Raw genomic sequence first — 15,988 nt, 5'->3', positions numbered from 1 at the left:
TCGATGCTATAAAAAGTTAGAGTGCCCATTCTGAAAAATATAGACACGTATCACGAGGTACTTGAGCTAGACAGTTGTCTAAGTGAAGTTAATCTTAATTAGAAATATGAAAAATAGGTATTTTCATTAGTACAAGAATTACTCTCCTATCATAGGCTGTTAATGTAAACAGAATAAAGTATCGAAGGGAGAGCTTATATTGTATCTTGGAACTAATTTTGCGCCGCCAGTCATTCATCCGACTAAACAAATAGTGAACCATACTTTCTCAACAACAGTGGTTCCGCATATTCATCCAACACATACAACAACAATTAATCATCATATGTTCCAGCATAAACACTATTGTCCTCAGACAGCTTCTTGTGCAGAGGAATGTTGTCATCAGCACATTAACTGCTGCCCAGGTCCTATGCCTGGACCTGCTCCAACAGCTGTTGCTGGAGCTCAGAGCAATGCATTACCTCCTGGAAACAACATGCCAAATATGGGACCAGGCATGATGGGACCGGGCATGGGTCAAGGAATGGGACCAGGCATGATGGGACCGGGCATGGGTCAAGGAATGGGACCAGGCATGATGGGACCAGGTATGGCACCAGGAATGGGACCGGGCATGGCGCCAGGTCAATTCCCTCGTCCGCGACGACTCTGGGGATAACAATACTAACAAGGGCAAATCTGCCCTTGTTTTTTTTATTTATTTTGATATGTTTATAAAAAAGATGGCTCTCATCTGTTGCCAATAAGGAGAATAATTTTGATTAAAGTTTTAGCCGTTTCAGGCTACAAACCGTTTGAATTAGGAATTTTTAAAAACGATCATCCTGCTGTTATGTTTATTAAAGCGTCTTTTAAGAAAGAGTTAATCCCAATGATGGAAGCTGGATTAGAGTGGGTTTTGATTAGCGGACAATTAGGTGTCGAGCTTTGGGCTGCCGAAGTCGTTTTTGAACTAAAATCAGAATTTCCTGATGTAAAACTCGCTGTTATTACCCCATTTTTAGACCAGGAATCCTCTTGGAGTGAAAACAATACGGAATGGTATAAATCTATTCTGGCCCAAGCAGATTTCATCGACTCAGTAACGAAAAAAGGGTATGAAAAACCTTGGCAGTTTCGTTTGAAAAATCAATTCTTTATTGAAAAAAGCGACGCACTGCTCCTTTTATATGATCAAGAGAAAGAAGGAAGCCCAAAATACATATACGAAATGGCAGTACACTATCAAAGCAATCATTCATATCCTATCCAGCTCATCACATTTTATGATTTACAAGTAATTGTTGAAGAAGAAGAATTAAAACGTATGGATTTTTAATGCTGTGCACCAAATTATTAACGATGAAATAGGATAAGAAAGAAAAATTGACAAAACGGCTTATTTTTGAAAAAATAATAGGTAATGATTGGCGAATACTGAGGTGAAATAGAATGGTGTCCGATAAAGTAAAATTAACTGCTAAGGATATTTTAGAGAAAGAATTTAAGACCGGTGTCCGAGGCTATAAACAAGAAGATGTTGATAAGTATTTGGACTTGATTATCAAGGACTATGAAATGTTCCAACAGGAAATAGAAGATCTGCAGCAAGAAAATCTCCGCTTGCGTAAACAGCTGGAAGAAACAACTAGAAGACAGCCAGTAACACAACCAGCAGGAACGACGAACTTTGATATTTTAAAGCGTTTATCAAATCTTGAAAAACATGTTTTTGGCAATAAACTATACGATTAACAGATAGTACCTTGATTTCCTAATTAAAACCATTGATTAATAAATTACAAATGCATATAATAGTAAAGTACTCATTAATAACGTTCGGGTAATCGCTGCAAGAAGCATTTGCCTGCTTGTAGAGGAAAGTCCATGCTCGCACGAGCTGCGATGCTCGTAGTGTTCGTGCCTAGCCAATTCATAAGCTAGGGCAGCCTTGAGCCAATGGCTTGGCTGACGGCCGGGAAAATACCTAAGTCCGAGTCGGATATGGTATGAATACCTATAAAAGTGCCACAGTGACGGAGCCTTTTCAGAAATGAAAAGGGTGGAACGAGGTAAACCCCACGAGCGAGAAACCCAAATAATGGTAGGGGCACTTTCTCTAAGGAATTGAACGAGGAGAAGGACAGATTCACCTGAATCTGTAGATAGATGATTACCACCTAAGTACGAGGCGTGTAACGTCGTTTGCAGTACTATGGTACAGAACATGGCTTACAGAACGTTATTAATGTCAATAATAAAATTAACGGTATCGACTCTCCTTACGAGGAGAGTCTTTTTACTTTTAGTCTGTAATTATTTACCACGTTGATTGGAGCGGAAGGCACGAGACTCCTGCGGGAGGACGGGGCAGGGGAGACCCCGCAGGCGCAAAAGCGCCGAGGAGGCTCCCCGGACCGCCCGCGGAAAGCGAAGTGCCTGGAGCTCCAATCAACATCCTGATTGCATGGGCTTACTGATTTTGGTCTATAATGGTATGATAGACCAGCAACTATTCATACATAATAAGGTAAAAAAGTTAAGGGTGGACGAAATGGGAAAATATCAATTAATTGCAACCGCCGCGATGGGTCTGGAAGCATTAGTAGCAAAAGAAGTACGTGCTCTCGGTTATGAATGTGAAGTAGAAAACGGCAAGGTAATCTATTCAGGTGACGAACATGCCATCGCGCGCAGCAATCTGTGGCTGCGAACGGCAGACCGAGTAAAAATAAAAGTCGGTGAATTTAAAGCCTATACCTTTGATGAACTATTTGAGAAGACGAAAGCATTACCATGGGAAAAATACCTTCCGGAGGATGCAGAGTTCCCCGTTACCGGGAAGTCGGTAAAATCAAAGTTATTCAGTGTCTCCGATTGTCAGGCCATCGTAAAAAAAGCTGTTGTCGATCGAATGAAAAGTCATTATAAGCGGAGCTCTTGGTTTGAGGAAACAGGGGCATATTTTCGAATTGAGGTGGCATTGTTAAAGGACGTCGCTACAATAACAATTGATACGAGCGGTCAAGGACTACATAAACGCGGTTATCGCGTGGATCAAGGAGAAGCGCCATTAAAGGAAACGCTCGCGGCTGCATTGGTTTCACTGACAAATTGGAATCCTAATAAACCGTTTATCGACCCTTTCTGTGGGTCTGGTACGATTCCAATTGAAGCTGCCTTGATTGGTCAAAATATCGCTCCCGGTTTTAACCGAGAATTTGTGTCAGAAAATTGGAACTGGATTCCGGGAAAAGTATGGGACGATGCTAGAACCGAAGCGGAGGATTTAGCAAATTATGACCAGCCATTGGATATTATGGGGACTGATATTGATCATCGTATGATCAAAATAGCTCAAGAAAACTCCTTTGAGGCAGGTCTTGGTGATCTCATCCAATATAAACAAATGCAAGTAAGAGATATTACAACCACCAAGGAATATGGTGTTATTGTTGGCAATCCTCCATATGGCGAAAGACTTGGTGAGAAACAAGCCGTGGAGCATATGTATAAGGAAATGGGACAGGCTTTTAGTAAGCTTGATACCTGGTCCATCTATATCATGACTTCTAATGAACAATTTGAGCAATTTTATGGGAAACCAGCTACCAAAAAGCGAAAGCTGTTTAATGGCTTTATCCGCACAGACCTCTATCAATATTGGGGAAAAAGACCTCCCCGTACACTTGAATAGTACTGATTAGAACAATTGGAGCCTGCCCGAAAAGGCTCCATTTAATTCGTTTATAGGAGTGGTTATATGCAAGACCGTATTCCATTTGTAGTATCTAAAACAGAATCCTTTTATGACAAGCTGAGTGAATGGATTGGTGACTTATTTTATGATATTTTACCAGAGGCAGGTTTTGAATTACGAGATGAACAAATCTTTATGGCCTTCCAGCTGGAAAAAGCATTTAAAGAAAAAAAGGTCATGTTTGCAGAAGCGGGAGTTGGTACCGGAAAGACCATCGTTTACTTACTTTACGCGATTATGTACGCCAGATATACCAATAGGCCAGCCATCATTGCCTGTGCGGATGAAACATTAATCGAGCAGCTAGTAAAAAAAGAAGGTGACATTGCCAAGCTTGAAAAAGTACTTGGGCTCAATATTGATGTTAGATTGGCAAAATCAAGGGATCAATATCTTTGCTTAAAAAAGCTTGATTATGTTAGGCATGAGGACTTTAACGACGATATTGCCGGAATCTATGAGGAATTACCAGATTTCGTCCATAGTGATGGCTCCATGCAAAAATTTGAAAGATATGGCGACCGCCGGGATTATCCTTCGTTGTCCGATGATTCATGGGGGAAAATTAACTGGGATATGGTTCAGGACTGTTTTTCTTGTGAAAAAAGACACCGTTGCGGGCTCACTCTAAATCGTGATTTTTACCGTCACGCGAAGGACTTGATTATTTGTTCACATGATTTTTATATGGAGCACATTTGGACAAAAGAATCACGTAAACGGGAAGGGCAGCTGCCGTTATTACCTGAACACTCTTCCGTTGTTTTTGATGAAGGACATTTACTCGAATATGCAGCACAGAAAGCGTTAAGCTACCGCTTCACTGATTCAACACTAGAGACCTTACTAACAAGGCTGATGGAAAATGAAGTACGTGAAAAAACGTTATATACCATTGAGGAAGCTCTTTTAGATAATGATAAGTTTTTTAGTGCTATTTCACAGCATGCTGTCCCGTCAGAAGGTTCAGAAAAACAAATGATTGCCATGCATCCTTCTTTAATACAATATGGTACAACGCTGCTTAATAGGCTCCAAGCAATCGAAGAGGAGCTTGTCTTTGAGAGCGAATTGTATGTAATTAATGAATATGATTTGAAAATTGTAGAAGAATATTTGGAGCAGATTACGTACTCGTTATCACTCTTCCTTAAAGAAATGAATGGAATTACTTGGTTCGAAGAAAAAGGTTATGAACGGACACTTGTCATTATGCCGAAAATGGTAGAAGAAGTCATGAAAGATGAAGTATTCTCCCAAAAGAAACCGTTCATCTTTTCTTCTGCGACATTATCGAATGAAAAGAAGTTTGATTACATCGCAAATAGCTTGGGAATTAAAGAGTATTTATCCTTTTCTGTTGATTCACCTTTTGATTACGAAGAAAAAATGGAAGTTTTCCTTCCTCGATTCAATCCAAACTCGTTGGATGATAAACTTGATTATGTCATCAGTAAGATTGTTCAATCGGAAGGCCGGGCACTGATTCTTCTAAACAATCAAAATGAATTAAAAAGCCTAAAAGAAAAGCTTTCAGGGAATATTCCGTACCCTGTTTACTTTGAAGGGGATGAAGAAATAAGCACGCTTGTTTCAAAGTTTCAAAATGAAGAGCACGCCATTCTTTGCACCATTCATCTTTGGGAAGGCTTAGATATTCCTGGCCGATCTTTAGAGAATGTTATCGTTTTTTCACTCCCATTCCCGCCGAATGATCCTGTGTTTACGGCTAAGCGAAATGGGGTTAGTGACCCATTTACGGAAGTAGATTTACCATATATGCTGCTGCGATTAAGACAGGGGATAGGTCGATTAATTCGAAGTGAAAACGATCGAGGCAGTGTTCATATCATGCTAAATGAAAATATCGAGCCAGCGTTATTGCAGAAAATTAAAGATGTTCTGCCGACAGAAGCAGTAGAAGTATAAGCAAAAAGGTCAGCACCGTATGCTGACCTTTTTCTTATCAGCCTAATAAACGAAGTCCCTCAGCTGTCATTTTCTCAGGTGACCATGCCGGTTCCCAAACAAGATTCACTTCAACATTTTTTGTTTCTTCGATACCTTCGATACTATAGCGTACTCCTCTTGTAATACTGTCATGAAGAGGGCAGCCTGGTGTGGTTAACGTCATCGTAACCTCTACGTCATGATCATCCGTTACATCAACATTATAAATTAATCCTAAGTCGACAACATTAATATTCAATTCAGGGTCATATACACTTTTTAATGCTTCAACCACTTTATCTTTTAGATTCATGATAAACACCTCTTTATTTTTTTAGGACTTTTAAAATACTAATGGCAATTAAGATAAACACAATTGATAGAACAAATTGTCCGATATTAAAAATCAGAATGGATTCAAAGACGATTGAAAAGAAAACAGCAAATACGGCAATTACAAATAAGGAAAATAAGGGAACAACAATTTTTTCATTCATCATATCTTTTAAGGATGGAACGGATTTTTTGCCGATTTCCTTACTGTATTTATGTGTCCACCACAGGAACGGAACAATTTTATATAAATATCCCATAATACTCAGGACAATCCACAGTAATAAATATAAGTAAACAAATGGACCCAATAGGGCTGAATTTCGCTCACTCCATAAAGCAATGAAAGCTGCTAAATGGAGGATGTTCCCTAATCCAATTGCAACTAATGCAAATCTAAATGAATGATCAAGTTTTTTCTTCAGCCTCTTTTTGATAATGATTGAGATATGCCAGCTGAAAACTGAAAAACCAACAAGCAGTAAGAAAAATCCTGCTTTTAATAGTAATGCATTCCCGTTAAAAAATGAAAGTAATGTAATCATAAGACCGGCTATATAAAGTCCATATACATATCGAGCATGTACCATTGGAAACCCGTGTGATAATGAAAACATCGGAACCATTTTATAAGAAAAACCGAAAATTAATAGTGTAAACCAGCCTGTTACGCCCATTAAAAGATGGCTTTTAAAAATAGCCTGATAATACTCAGCAGCAAAGCCTGTTTGCAGTGAATAAATCAATGTTATCCCTAAGAATATCGTTAAGAATAAACAAACAAGCGCGCTTCCAACAAAGGCTGTTAGGATATTAGGTTTTGCCTGCTTTCTTAGGGTCATAAACATTTGAAATAAAAACATTAAGATCCCCAACAGCATTAGAATTCCTGGAATCAATGCGTTTTGTGGAGAGACATATAACAACCAGGAAAATGCTGCAATCCCAATTGCTGTAACAAAAAACTGGATAAAACCAAATTTCTCATTCCAAATGGGTGTTAAGAAAGCAACTGGTACAAGCTGATACATGGCACCCATTGCCACCATTAAAGCCCAGCCCAAGACCAGTAAGTGGGCGGCTGACCAGATGGCCGGTATGCGAAAACTGCCATTCACGACCATTTGTCCATTCACTAAAACTAGAATCTGAGATAACACAAGCGCAAGTAAACTGAAAATAATAAAGGAGAATGGAAGCTTAATATTTGTTTCACTTCCCATTGTCTGAGGAAGCATAATGGTTCACCTTCTTATAGAAAGATTTCAATTTTGAAACTTCCGTCGTTTTGTTGTTCTGTTCGCTGCTTGTAGCCAAGTTCCTCAAGCTGTTCATAAAGGAACATCGGTCTTCTATCATTAATAATCGTTAGTACTTCACCTTCACCTAATTTTTCTAAGGCGGCAAGAGTCCTCATCATTGGCTGCGGCGGTTCTAAACCTCTATTATCTAACATCATTTTAATCACCTTTCATACTCTCATTTAGGCATTCTTTGTAAAGGTAACCTTCCAGTGCTTTGCCTCAATTTCCTCTGCTTCATGAGTAAAGCCTTTTGCTTTTAATACAGCAAACAAGGGTACAGGCTTGAAAGGGGTGTGGAGGATAAAAATATCATTTTCTTTTACTTCTTTGATGGTTTCCATAATTTTTTGGAATGGTTCAATCTTATTCTTTAAATCTTCTCTCACATCTAGCTCAATAATCTTCTGTTCCATTTTCAACAGCTCCCTGAATGATTTGGTTAATAGAATAATTCCTGTTCCAGTGCATCGCGGTCAATTAGATAGAAGCCATTTTCGCACTGGTTAATGTAGTTTTTCTTTTTTAAATGGTTGATCGTTCTGCTGACAGTCTCCCTAGAGGTGCCAATCATGTTTGCAAGCTCACGATTGGTAAATTGTGTTGTAAGCTGATACCTGCTGCCAACTTGTTCACCATTTGACTGACAAAGCCGAATAAGAAGTAATACAATTTGTTCAAAGGTGTTATGGAGGACCTGTGCCTCTAACCTTCCTTGGAGATCAACAATTTTTTCTCCTAACACTTTAAAAAGCTTAATGCAGAGTTCCGGATTCGCAATAAGCGTTTCTTCAAATTTATCTATTGGTATGACAATAAGATTTGCCTCTTCCAACACCTCGGCATGTGCTGGAAAGTTTCCTTCCCGGAAAAAACCTGCATGTGGGAACATCTCACCAGGTTCGAGTATTGAAACAATTTGTTCCTTCCCGGAAAAATCTGTTTTATAGATTTTGATTTTTCCAGAATGGATAAAAAATACCCGATCAAGTGGATCATCCTGCATAAATACATACATCTTCTGCTTATAAAAGCGAGTCAATGCAATTTTTATGAAGGGTTCCAGCTCCTTATCTGATAATTCTTTGAATAGAGGGACATCAGATAATCTTTTATTTATGTCCTCTTGCCTCATTAACATCACCTTCGTAATAGTAATTCTTGATTACCTTCATTTTATCAGTGATTGAAAAGCAATTATGTGACCTCCATCATAGATAGCAAATTTATTTGAAAATTATTCTCAGTGGAGTGTGTGCTAAATTTCACATGCCAAGAATGAGAAGTTTCACTTTGTGTCTTTCTTGTGAACGCTAGAATACGGTAGGTAATGAAACGAGAAAGGATGACAAAAATGGAAATACAGCGGGGAACAAAAACGAACCAAGTGGTTAAGGCAAATCGAAATGCACTTCTAAAGTCTATTTTAATTATAACAATATTACTTAGCTTTACCGTTTTGTTGGCTGGCGGTTATTGGATCTTCAAGGAGCAGGCACCAAGACCTTTAGAAATAACCAATAAAAACGGCGAAGTGCTTTTTACGAAAGAAAGTATTATGGGAGGACAAGCAGTCTTCCAAAAGTATGGCTTAATGGATTACGGAACAGTACTAGGTCATGGATCGTATATGGGTCCAGATTATACAGCTGAAGCTTTGAAAATTTATACAGAAGGAATGCAAGACTTCAGAGCTAATGAAAAATTTGAAAGCAGCTATGCTTCCTTATCTGAAGATGAGAAGTCTATCATTAAAAATAATGTTATCAAAGAAATGCGTGAAAATCGTTATGATAGCAGCACGGATACAATGGAACTAACAAATGCTCAAGATTTTGGTCTTGAAAAAGTGAGAGAATACTATAAGGAGATCTTCACTAAAGGTGATGGCTGGGGATTAAAAGAGAATTTGATCAAGGAATCAGATATGCCGGCAAAAGATCGTGCCTATGTTGCTGAAGGTGATCAGATAGAACAAATTGCGGACTTCTTCTTCTGGACGGCATGGCTTTCAAGCACTGTTCGTCAAGGGGATGAAATCACTTATACAAATAACTGGCCATATTATGAAGACGCAGGTAATCAAATGTCGTTCTCTGCCATCCTTTGGAGCGGTGTCAGTGTAACGTTATTAATTCTCTTTATTGGTATTATATTGTGGGTGTTCTATCGTTATCATTTAGACATGGACAAGGCATATAAGGAAGGAAACTTCCCGCAAATCGACCTGAAGAAGATTCCACTGACGCTGTCACAAGTAAAAACAGGAAAGTACTTTGTCATCGTTGTGGCTTTATTCTTTATCCAGGCTATGCTCGGTGCATTATTAGCTCATTATTATATAGAACCAGATAGTTTCTTTGGAATTAAATGGATTCATGACATCCTTCCATTTAATATCACAAAAGGCTATCATTTGCAGCTGGCAATCTTTTGGATTGCAACAGCTTGGTTAGGAATGGGTATTTATGTAGCACCGCTTGTTGGCGGCTACGAGCCTAAGAAACAAGGATTATTGGTAGATATTTTATTCTGGGCATTAGTTGTCCTTGTTGTTGGAAGTATGAGTGGACAGTGGCTGGGTGCAAATGGATACTTGGGAAACAATTGGTTCCTTCTTGGTCACACTGGCTGGGAATATATTGAGCTAGGACGTTTATGGCAGATTATTTTGATAGCAGGAATGCTCATTTGGCTTTTCATCGTCTATCGTGGACTTAAGAGCGGCTTAAAGCGTGAAAGCGATAAAGGTGGACTCATCCACTTATTGTACTACTCTGCGATCGCTGTACCGGCATTCTACATTTTTGCCTTATTAATCAACCCTGATACAAGCTTTACCTTTGCAGACTACTGGCGCTGGTGGATTATTCACTTATGGGTAGAAGGTATTTTTGAAGTATTTGCAGTGGTTGTGATCGGATTCTTAATGGTTCAAATGAAGCTTGTAACGAAGAGCTCTACAGTAAAAGCACTATATTTCCAATTAATCTTACTATTAGGAAGCGGCGTCATCGGTATTGGACACCATTACTATTACAACGGTTCCGCAGAAATTTGGATTGCCCTTGGTGCCGTTTTCTCTGCTCTGGAGGTTATTCCCTTAACGCTCCTAATCCTAGAAGCTTATGAGCATTATAAGGTAATGAAAGATGGCGGAAATAACTTCCCTTATAAAGGTACTTTCTGGTTCTTGATCTCTGTTGGTATCTGGAATTTAGTTGGAGCAGGGGTATTGGGGTTCTTAATCAATCTGCCTGCTGTAAGTTTCTTAGAGCACGGACAATTTTTAACGCCTGCCCATGGCCATGGATCAATGATGGGTGTATACGGAATGTTCGCTTGTGCGGTCTTATTGTACTCATTGCGAAATATCGTGAAACCAGAAGCATGGAACGATAAATGGGTAAAAATCAGCTGCATTGCACTCAACGTTGGTCTTGCAGGTATGGTATTCGTATCACTTCTACCGGTTGGAATCATCCAATTAAAAGAAGCTTATGATCATGGTTATGCCGCTTCTCGGTCAGCTGAATTCCTTCAAAAGGATATTGTGCAAAGCATTTTGACATGGCGTGCAGTTCCAGATACAATCTTCTTAATTGGTGTTGTGGTGTTACTCGCTTTCAGTTTGAAGGCACTCTTTAATCTTCGTAAGCCAACACATAAGGAAGAAGAGCAGCTCCCAGTGAAAGATTTAGCGGTGGACGAGGACTAGTCATATATGAAAAAATCCGCAAGGGCTAATTTTGCGGATTTTTTTCTTGTTTAGATTCATAGCATTCAAAGCAATAGATCTTTCGGTCGTCAGTTTGTATGCCGTTAAAGAAGCCTTCTAAACAATAAATCTCTTTTGCGCATGAGCTGCAAAAGCCTATCAATTCTTTCACCTTATTTTTCTCCTTCCGGTCGCAATGCCAGACATATTTTTTATAATAAAAACATCCTCTTTCCCTAAATTCATTTTACAACAGAATTTATCTTCTGTTGTTTTTTTTATCCATGGATTTTCAGAAAAATATGATAAAATACAAATGGTTAGTAAAAAGGGGGATTTATTATGAGAATGACTCCAGAGCAAGTAGAAAAAAAGTTTTTAGAATATGTTAAGAAAATGAGTGCCTATAATGAAGCGCTTGGGTTGATTTATTGGGACCTACGGACTGGGGCTCCAAAGCAGGGAATGGATCAGCGGTCTGAAGTCATAGGCATGCTTTCCTCTGAAGTTTTTAAAATGTCTACCTCTGAAGATATGGCCGCATACATAGCAACGCTTTCGAAAAATAAACTATCTGAAAAGACAATGAAAATACTTCAGGAATGTAAAAAAGAATACGAACGCAACAAAAAAATTCCTGCGGACGAGTATAAGGAATATGTTATTCTCCAATCCAAGGCAGAAACAGTCTGGGAACAGGCAAAGGAAGAGTCCGATTTTGAGTTGTTCAGACCTTACTTAGAGAAACTGGTTGCAACAACAAAACGTTTTATTACTTATTGGGGTCATAAAGGAAATCCATATAATGTGTTGTTGGATTTATATGAACCCGGTATGACAGTAGAAGTCCTTGACCAGGTTTTTGGAGACTTAAGAGAGAAAATTGTACCGCTGGTCAAGCAAATTGCTGATTCTCCTAATAAACCTAAAACAGAGTTTTTGTTTGAAACCTTTAAAAAAGATAAACAGAAGGCATTAAGCTTGGAAATTCTTGTGAAAATGGGTTATAACTTCGATGCTGGCAGACTCGATGAAACCGTGCATCCCTTTGCAACCGGCTTAAATCCAGGAGATGTCCGGGTTACAACCAATTATAATGAGCAGGATTTCCGTACAGCTGTTTTCGGGACCATTCACGAAGGCGGCCATGCGTTATACGAACAAAATATTTCAACAGATTTAATTGGTACGCCATTATGCACGGGAACATCAATGGGTATCCATGAATCACAGTCCCTTTTCTACGAAAATATTGTCGGGCGCAGTTTTTCTTTTTGGAAAAATAACTATGAACTATTGAAGACCTATGCAACGGGTCAGTTCGATGATGTGTCAATTGAAGATTTTTACCGGGCTGTAAATGAATCGAAGCCTTCGCTGATTAGAATTGAAGCAGATGAATTAACATATCCTCTTCATATCATTATTCGCTATGAAATTGAAAAAGGTCTATTTAATGGTGAGATAGAGGTGAGGGACCTTCCAAAGGTTTGGAATAAATTATATCAAGAATATCTAGGCATTACTCCAGAGAACGATGCAAAAGGTGTACTTCAGGATGTTCACTGGGCAGGGGGAAGTTTTGGATATTTCCCGTCGTATGCATTGGGGTACATGTATGCTGCGCAGTTTAAGAACAAAATGCTTGAAGATCTGCCTAACTTTAACCAACTGTTAGAGGAAGGTAATTTGCTGCCAATCAAGGACTGGCTGACGCAGAATATTCACCAATACGGTAAGCAGAAAAAGCCATTAGAAATCCTTCATGATGTAACAGGGGAAGGTTTAAATGCGCAGTATCTAATCGATTATTTGTATGAGAAATATGGGAAAGTCTATCAATTAAAATGAATAGAAGACGAAGGAAGGGGAAGAACATTTCCCTTCTTCTTTAATTCATAAAGGTGTGTGTGTGATGGGGAAAATTGGTCCAATCATGATGATTGCTGTCAGTGCAGCTTTGTGGGGAATCATAGCCATTTTTGTTAGAAAGCTGGCACTTTTAGGTTTTACTTCAATGGAGATTGTCACCTTGAGGCTCTATACACTATTTTCGGTAAATTTGCGTTAGCAAAATATCGCCCATTCACAGTTACTTTTTATACCTTTGTAGTGGCTGCTATCACGTTACTTCTATTTACAAATCTTCTTGAAAAAGGAAGTCTTTTAGTAAGCGGAGAAGTCATCCTTTACGTATTAGGTTTGGGCTTATTTCCAACGGTTATAGCTTACTTATTATATACAAAGGGACTAGAGAAAATGGAGAGCAGTAAAGCATCGATTATCGCGACGGTGGAGCCAGTGGCTGCTACATTACTAAGTGTCTTCCTGTATAATGAAAACTTTGGGATCCTTCAATTTGTTGGAACTGTTATTATTTTGTTATCAGTTATTCTGATAAATTTGCCGAAAACAACCTATAAAATAAATGCGAAAAAGGCTTCAGTATAAATGAAGCCTTTTTGACGTTTGTTACCAAGAACCCCAAGTTTTAAATCCTGGTGAGCCTGGAGGTGCATTTTGAATCATATCGATAAACGGTATGGTGTAAGCGAAAAGGATTAGGGCTGCAGTAATACCGAGCCATAATTTCCAGTTTTCAAATATCATCGGTGCTTTTTCTTCCCAATTCTCTGCTTCACCTACAGGGAAATCTTCTTCTCCTTTAGGTGCAAAGAATGCAAGATTTACAAAGATGATAATCATCAAAATGATTCCTAGGAATAAAATCGACCCGCCCACCGCTTGTGCAATTTGGTAAGGAATCCATTCCATTGCTTGTGCTGAATCTCCATATGTTGAGTAGGCAGAACGTCGTGGACCGCCAAGAAGTCCTTGGAAGTGCATGGCACCTGACATAAACGCCATTCCGATAAACCAAACCCAGCCTTGAATAATTGCTAGTTTGTTCATTGCTTTCGTTAATTTCCGACCCGTTAAATGCGGAACAAGCCAAAAAGTAATTCCAAAAAACGTTAAGACAACAGAGGTTGCAGCAGTTAAATGGAAGTGGCCTGTTACCCAAATCGTGTTATGGACTACTTGGTTCATTTGGTTTGAAGCGTTGATGATACCTCCAGCTCCTGCTGGAATAAAGCTTGCCATACCGATAAATGGAACGGTAAAACGAGCGTCATTCCAAGGTAAAACCTTGAACCAGCCAAAAAGTCCTGTTGCCCCTTTAGAACGGCCAAATCTCTCAAAGGTTGCGAATAAAGAAAATGCAGTCATCAGTGATGGAATGATAACCATAAACGTTAGAACTACCTGTAAAAATTTCCACGCTGGATCAATACCAGGTTCCGTTAATTGATGGTGGAAACCAACTGGAATGGAGAAAAGTAAAAACAGAATAAACGATAGACGTGCTAATGAATCTGAGAAAATTTTACCGCCAATAATTTTTGGTATGATTGCATACCAACACATATATGCTGGAAGTAACCAGAAATAAACGAGTGGGTGTCCGAAATACCAGAACAATGTACGACTAACAAGGACATCAACTGTGTCTACTAAGCCAAGTGACCATGGCAGTAACTGGAATAGTACGGTTGACGCTACGCCTAATGTTGCTACAATCCACATTACTGTATTTATGATAGCCATAAAGCTTAACAATGGACTTGGTTTACCCGGGTTTTCTCTACGCCATCTGGCATAAGTCATAATTTGGGCAGCTCCATCAAGCCAGCTTCCCACAACTACGAATGTCATACCTAAGTAAAAGATCCAGTGAGCTTTCAGTGGTGCGTAGAATGTATAAAGAACAGATGCTTCTTTAAGTAAAACCATCGTTGCAGCCATGATGGTTCCGACAGTCATTACCCAAAAGCCAATCCAGCCAATCCGGCGCGCTGCTGGAGAGTGAGTACCTGCTGTCCGGCTGACAGCCGCATATTGAAATCCCATAATAAAGAACGTTGTTAAAACAAGACCCATTAAAACACCATGTACGGTTAAAATTTGATAATAATCAATACCCCATGGAAGTTCAAATTTACCAGAGCGGACAAGGGTTTGTAGTAATCCCATTAGACCGCCTAAAGCTAGTGCGATAAAGGCAACATAAAAGTGTGCCATCGCAAGCTTTCCATCACGTGGATCAACTTTTAATTTTGCTGTTTGGCTAATCATTATTTAACCACCTTTATCTTTGAACTCATTAAGTGATGACCAGTACCGCAGTACTCGTTACAAACCACTAAGTATTCGCCTTCTTTATCGAACGTTGTGACAATTTCGTTTACATAACCTGGTTCTAGCATCATATTGATATTTGTACCAGCTACTTGGAAACCATGGACAACGTCTTTTGTTGTAGCAATAACCTTTACTTTTGCTCCTAATGGAACTTCCACTTCTGCAGGATTGTAGAAGAAGGCAGAAGCCACATACACTAATTCATAGTCCCATTCTTTTCCTTCAACTTTGTTTAATCCAGGCTTATCGAACGGAGCCTGAGTATCAACTTTTTTTGGATCAATAGTGGTTAAACAGCTTGGTGGCTTGTTTCCTAAATAAAAAGCGCTTACACCCACAACTGATAAGAAAACCACTAGTGCGCCTATACCGAATATAAGCCAAATTTTTTCAAACTTATGCATATGCATGGCTTTTTCCCCTTTCCCTCTCTAAAAACGGTCTAAAAATAAGAAGTAGACACTTACCCATGTGACAACTAAAAAGATTCCCAAAAAGAAAACGGACGCTAATGTCCCTTTAAGAGAAGAGCTGTCTTCAATTTCTGTTTTTTTGTTTGTTTTCAGTTCCGCTTTCGCCATCCCCCAAGACCCCCTTCAGAATAGTTAAATTAAATAATAAGTTCTCTTTCATAATACAAAACAATTGTGGAGAAAAAATAACAAAATCGACAGTTCACAAAATGTTCATTCCTTAGATAAGTACTATGTTAATAGTAATAAATTGATATAACAGTGATTT

At 39.0% G+C, this 15,988-nt stretch carries 17 protein-coding genes and 1 other RNA gene; 10 read left to right on the top strand and 8 right to left on the bottom strand.

All coding sequences use genetic code 11. From position 1 onward, the window contains the following. The first annotated feature begins 199 nt into the window (after positions 1-199). From ACIQAA_RS01180 to ACIQAA_RS01155, 6 genes are all read left to right on the top strand, one after another. A complete protein-coding gene (locus ACIQAA_RS01180) occupies positions 200-661 on the top strand; it encodes a CotD family spore coat protein (protein ID WP_402613871.1) in 462 nt (153 codons plus the stop codon). 102 nt (positions 662-763) lie between these two features. Next, positions 764-1,321, top strand: coding sequence for an SLOG family protein (locus ACIQAA_RS01175; RefSeq protein ID WP_402615570.1), 558 nt, complete (start codon positions 764-766; stop codon positions 1,319-1,321). Between the two features lie 113 nt (positions 1,322-1,434). Continuing rightward, a complete protein-coding gene (gpsB, locus tag ACIQAA_RS01170) occupies positions 1,435-1,737 on the top strand; it encodes a cell division regulator GpsB (RefSeq protein ID WP_402613868.1) in 303 nt (100 codons plus the stop codon). An 80-nt stretch (positions 1,738-1,817) separates the two neighbouring features. After that, an RNA gene (gene rnpB, locus ACIQAA_RS01165) (RNase P RNA component class B) lies at positions 1,818-2,222 on the top strand. 314 nt (positions 2,223-2,536) lie between these two features. Beyond that, complete coding sequence (locus ACIQAA_RS01160; RefSeq protein ID WP_402613865.1) at positions 2,537-3,679, top strand: THUMP domain-containing class I SAM-dependent RNA methyltransferase; 1,143 nt, start codon at positions 2,537-2,539, stop codon at positions 3,677-3,679. A gap of 66 nt (positions 3,680-3,745) precedes the next feature. Beyond that, positions 3,746-5,671, top strand: a complete 1,926-nt coding sequence (locus tag ACIQAA_RS01155) for an ATP-dependent DNA helicase (protein ID WP_402613862.1) — start codon at positions 3,746-3,748, stop codon at positions 5,669-5,671. 37 nt (positions 5,672-5,708) lie between these two features. Here the strand turns inward: ACIQAA_RS01155 and ACIQAA_RS01150 are convergent, their stop codons facing one another. The 5 genes from ACIQAA_RS01150 to ACIQAA_RS01130 are packed head-to-tail and all read right to left on the bottom strand — an operon-like array spanning position 5,709 to position 8,461. Beyond that, a complete protein-coding gene (locus ACIQAA_RS01150) occupies positions 5,709-6,005 on the bottom strand; it encodes a metal-sulfur cluster assembly factor (protein WP_402613859.1) in 297 nt (98 codons plus the stop codon). A gap of 13 nt (positions 6,006-6,018) precedes the next feature. Continuing rightward, complete coding sequence (locus ACIQAA_RS01145; protein WP_402613856.1) at positions 6,019-7,263, bottom strand: hypothetical protein; 1,245 nt, start codon at positions 7,261-7,263, stop codon at positions 6,019-6,021. A 14-nt stretch (positions 7,264-7,277) separates the two neighbouring features. Further along, entirely contained in the window at positions 7,278-7,484 is a 207-nt protein-coding gene (locus tag ACIQAA_RS01140; protein WP_402613853.1) for a DUF2249 domain-containing protein, read from the bottom strand. Positions 7,485-7,508: 24 nt separating this feature from the next. Further along, entirely contained in the window at positions 7,509-7,742 is a 234-nt protein-coding gene (locus ACIQAA_RS01135; protein WP_402613850.1) for a DUF2249 domain-containing protein, read from the bottom strand. A gap of 26 nt (positions 7,743-7,768) precedes the next feature. Further along, positions 7,769-8,461, bottom strand: a complete 693-nt coding sequence (locus ACIQAA_RS01130) for a Crp/Fnr family transcriptional regulator (protein ID WP_402613847.1) — start codon at positions 8,459-8,461, stop codon at positions 7,769-7,771. A 219-nt stretch (positions 8,462-8,680) separates the two neighbouring features. Between ACIQAA_RS01130 and ACIQAA_RS01125 the strand changes: the two genes are divergently transcribed. From ACIQAA_RS01125 to ACIQAA_RS01110, 4 genes are all read left to right on the top strand, one after another. After that, the gene (locus ACIQAA_RS01125) at positions 8,681-11,044 is read left to right on the top strand and encodes a nitric-oxide reductase large subunit (protein ID WP_402613844.1); all 2,364 of its coding nucleotides are present in this window, start codon (positions 8,681-8,683) and stop codon (positions 11,042-11,044) included. Between the two features lie 342 nt (positions 11,045-11,386). Further along, a complete protein-coding gene (locus ACIQAA_RS01120) occupies positions 11,387-12,895 on the top strand; it encodes a carboxypeptidase M32 (RefSeq protein ID WP_402613841.1) in 1,509 nt (502 codons plus the stop codon). 64 nt (positions 12,896-12,959) lie between these two features. Then, on the top strand, positions 12,960-13,115 hold the full coding sequence (locus tag ACIQAA_RS01115; RefSeq protein WP_402613838.1) for a hypothetical protein: 156 nt from the start codon (positions 12,960-12,962) through the stop codon (positions 13,113-13,115). Further along, positions 13,094-13,495 carry a DMT family transporter gene (locus ACIQAA_RS01110; RefSeq protein WP_402615567.1) on the top strand — a complete coding sequence of 134 codons (402 nt, stop codon included), beginning with the start codon at positions 13,094-13,096 and terminating at the stop codon, positions 13,493-13,495. The genes ACIQAA_RS01115 and ACIQAA_RS01110 overlap by 22 nt, the downstream gene beginning before the upstream one ends. A 21-nt stretch (positions 13,496-13,516) precedes the next feature. Here the strand turns inward: ACIQAA_RS01110 and ACIQAA_RS01105 are convergent, their stop codons facing one another. The 3 genes from ACIQAA_RS01105 to ACIQAA_RS01095 are packed head-to-tail and all read right to left on the bottom strand — an operon-like array spanning position 13,517 to position 15,828. Continuing rightward, positions 13,517-15,181, bottom strand: coding sequence for a b(o/a)3-type cytochrome-c oxidase subunit 1 (locus ACIQAA_RS01105; protein ID WP_402613835.1), 1,665 nt, complete (start codon positions 15,179-15,181; stop codon positions 13,517-13,519). Then, entirely contained in the window at positions 15,181-15,657 is a 477-nt protein-coding gene (locus tag ACIQAA_RS01100; RefSeq protein ID WP_402613832.1) for a cytochrome c oxidase subunit II, read from the bottom strand. Before ACIQAA_RS01100 ends, ACIQAA_RS01105 begins: the two co-directional genes overlap by 1 nt. A 21-nt stretch (positions 15,658-15,678) precedes the next feature. Then, positions 15,679-15,828, bottom strand: a complete 150-nt coding sequence (locus ACIQAA_RS01095) for a cytochrome c oxidase subunit 2A (RefSeq protein WP_063251174.1) — start codon at positions 15,826-15,828, stop codon at positions 15,679-15,681. Between the last annotated feature and the right edge of the window lie 160 nt (positions 15,829-15,988).

It is taken from the genome of Neobacillus sp. NPDC093182 (assembly GCF_044754045.1).
This window is presented reverse-complemented; position numbering and strand designations above follow the sequence as displayed.

Excerpts from the sequence above, each read along its gene's own strand:
- ACIQAA_RS01135 (WP_402613850.1), bottom strand. The coding sequence starts at position 7,742 with ATGGAACAGAAGATTATTGAGCTAGATGTGAGAGAAGATTTAAAGAAT.
- ACIQAA_RS01100 (WP_402613832.1), bottom strand. The coding sequence starts at position 15,657 with ATGCATATGCATAAGTTTGAAAAAATTTGGCTTATATTCGGTATAGGC.
- ACIQAA_RS01130 (WP_402613847.1), bottom strand. The coding sequence starts at position 8,461 with ATGAGGCAAGAGGACATAAATAAAAGATTATCTGATGTCCCTCTATTC.
- ACIQAA_RS01115 (WP_402613838.1), top strand. The coding sequence starts at position 12,960 with ATGGGGAAAATTGGTCCAATCATGATGATTGCTGTCAGTGCAGCTTTG.
- ACIQAA_RS01155 (WP_402613862.1), top strand. The coding sequence starts at position 3,746 with ATGCAAGACCGTATTCCATTTGTAGTATCTAAAACAGAATCCTTTTAT.
- ACIQAA_RS01095 (WP_063251174.1), bottom strand. The coding sequence starts at position 15,828 with ATGGCGAAAGCGGAACTGAAAACAAACAAAAAAACAGAAATTGAAGAC.
- ACIQAA_RS01125 (WP_402613844.1), top strand. The coding sequence starts at position 8,681 with ATGGAAATACAGCGGGGAACAAAAACGAACCAAGTGGTTAAGGCAAAT.
- ACIQAA_RS01105 (WP_402613835.1), bottom strand. The coding sequence starts at position 15,181 with ATGATTAGCCAAACAGCAAAATTAAAAGTTGATCCACGTGATGGAAAG.
- ACIQAA_RS01145 (WP_402613856.1), bottom strand. The coding sequence starts at position 7,263 with ATGCTTCCTCAGACAATGGGAAGTGAAACAAATATTAAGCTTCCATTC.
- gpsB (WP_402613868.1), top strand. The coding sequence starts at position 1,435 with ATGGTGTCCGATAAAGTAAAATTAACTGCTAAGGATATTTTAGAGAAA.
- ACIQAA_RS01140 (WP_402613853.1), bottom strand. The coding sequence starts at position 7,484 with ATGATGTTAGATAATAGAGGTTTAGAACCGCCGCAGCCAATGATGAGG.
- ACIQAA_RS01160 (WP_402613865.1), top strand. The coding sequence starts at position 2,537 with ATGGGAAAATATCAATTAATTGCAACCGCCGCGATGGGTCTGGAAGCA.
- ACIQAA_RS01150 (WP_402613859.1), bottom strand. The coding sequence starts at position 6,005 with ATGAATCTAAAAGATAAAGTGGTTGAAGCATTAAAAAGTGTATATGAC.
- ACIQAA_RS01120 (WP_402613841.1), top strand. The coding sequence starts at position 11,387 with ATGAGAATGACTCCAGAGCAAGTAGAAAAAAAGTTTTTAGAATATGTT.